Source organism: Enterovibrio sp. FF113 (genome assembly GCF_041439165.1).
GTDB classification, from domain to species: domain Bacteria; phylum Pseudomonadota; class Gammaproteobacteria; order Enterobacterales; family Vibrionaceae; genus Enterovibrio; species Enterovibrio norvegicus_A.
This window is the reverse complement of record NZ_JBGONO010000052.1, coordinates 1-1,454: the sequence shown is the minus strand read 5'-3', so window position 1 is coordinate 1,454 and position 1,454 is coordinate 1. Positions and strand designations below refer to the sequence as shown.

The window sequence follows — 1,454 nt, the reverse complement described above, 5'->3', positions numbered from 1 at the left end:
CTCTATTCCACGCTTGGGACGAGAGGTAAGAAAGCATCGACGGTATTGCATCAATAAACAGCAATATCAATGGGCTATGCTCGAATACCAGAGGCTGACTCATTCATCAGGGTTGGGCGAATTATGAGGGGATCCTTCAGCGCCTTGCTAAGCGGATAAAAATGGTTGGATATAATCGCGAAGCGATGGCCAACTGTTTTTATTCCGTTTAAGCAACTTGTTAGTTGTTTATTTGCAATAATTGCTGGTTACTTTCCCAGACATATAGCAAATCATTGATTTTTTCATCGCTACCTGGTGGTTGCCACAAATTCGTTTCTTGGTGCTTAGCGCCAATTCTATGGTAGAAACTTCGCGCATTTAGATTGTCTTCGAGGACTTCAAGGTATAAGCCTTTATTTTCAAATAACTCGTCAGCCCATTTGGCAATTAAGTACATTAATTGTTTACCAACGCCATTCCCTTGGGAAGATTTTGAAACATGTAAATTATCAACGAAAGTTCCCCATTTGGAGTTTTCATTTCCATAAGCGCAGATGAAACCACAAATTTGGTTATCTTTAGTAGCAATCAATACTCGCTGATTCTCTTTGGGACTAGATAAGCGACCTTCCCAAGATGCACGTCGCTCTTCCCAAACATCATTATCTAAAAAGTTATCAGGGAATATTCCTCGATACGATTCTCGCCAACTTTCAGCATGCAACTTAGCTAAGCTTTCTAAGTCATTTATATTAGCAATTCTGAACTGCATAAACTGGAATCTCCAATGACAACTAACGTTGCAATAACGGGCGCTTACCAAACCACCCAAAACTGCTTAATCCATTGTATTCACAACACTTTGAAAAGCTGCCGCATTGACAAAGCGTCCCTGTTTATAGCCTTGTTATGCAACACCCATACTCAGGATATGTCATGAAGTTTCATTACTTTCTCTTGGGCAAAAAGTGTTAATTTCCCGCAGTCCATACACTCTAACGACGTAGTGCCTTTATTTGCCCAATCCAGGCCCAAGAAGCTTGCTGCTCTCGTGTTCAGTAGAAAATTTGTATGCCTAAAGTACTCACCATTACAATGGCTACAAACCACGTTCTTTCCCGCTGCTCTGAACTTGAACAAATCGTAATTCTCCAACTCAACACGTTTATGCTTTAGTTTGATTTCATCAAGAAACCCCATAAACACTGGAATACCTAGAATGAAAAGTAACGCAACAATTGCTAAGAATACTTCACCCATACTATCCAAATCACAACCACAAATGTATTAATTGCATAACGTCGCAATCTAGCGAATCCCCTCAAATTCTCTTTTCTAAACAATGAGAAGGACGCGCATCGACCCTTTTGATCTAATGAATTTCGCCAAAACCACATTCCACCAAAAGGGATGAACGATGCGCGATATTCAAATTCTACAAGATACTCTACAAAATCAGTGTCCCACTATTC

General features: G+C 40.1%; 1 protein-coding gene. It reads right to left on the bottom strand.

Annotated features, from left to right (window positions below):
* Window positions 1-220 precede the first annotated feature (220 nt).
* Entirely contained in the window at window positions 221-754 is a 534-nt protein-coding gene (locus ACED36_RS22050; protein WP_016961533.1) for a GNAT family N-acetyltransferase, read from the bottom strand.
* Between the last annotated feature and the right edge of the window lie 700 nt (window positions 755-1,454).

Excerpts from the sequence above, each read along its gene's own strand:
- ACED36_RS22050 (WP_016961533.1), bottom strand. The coding sequence starts at position 754 with ATGCAGTTCAGAATTGCTAATATAAATGACTTAGAAAGCTTAGCTAAG.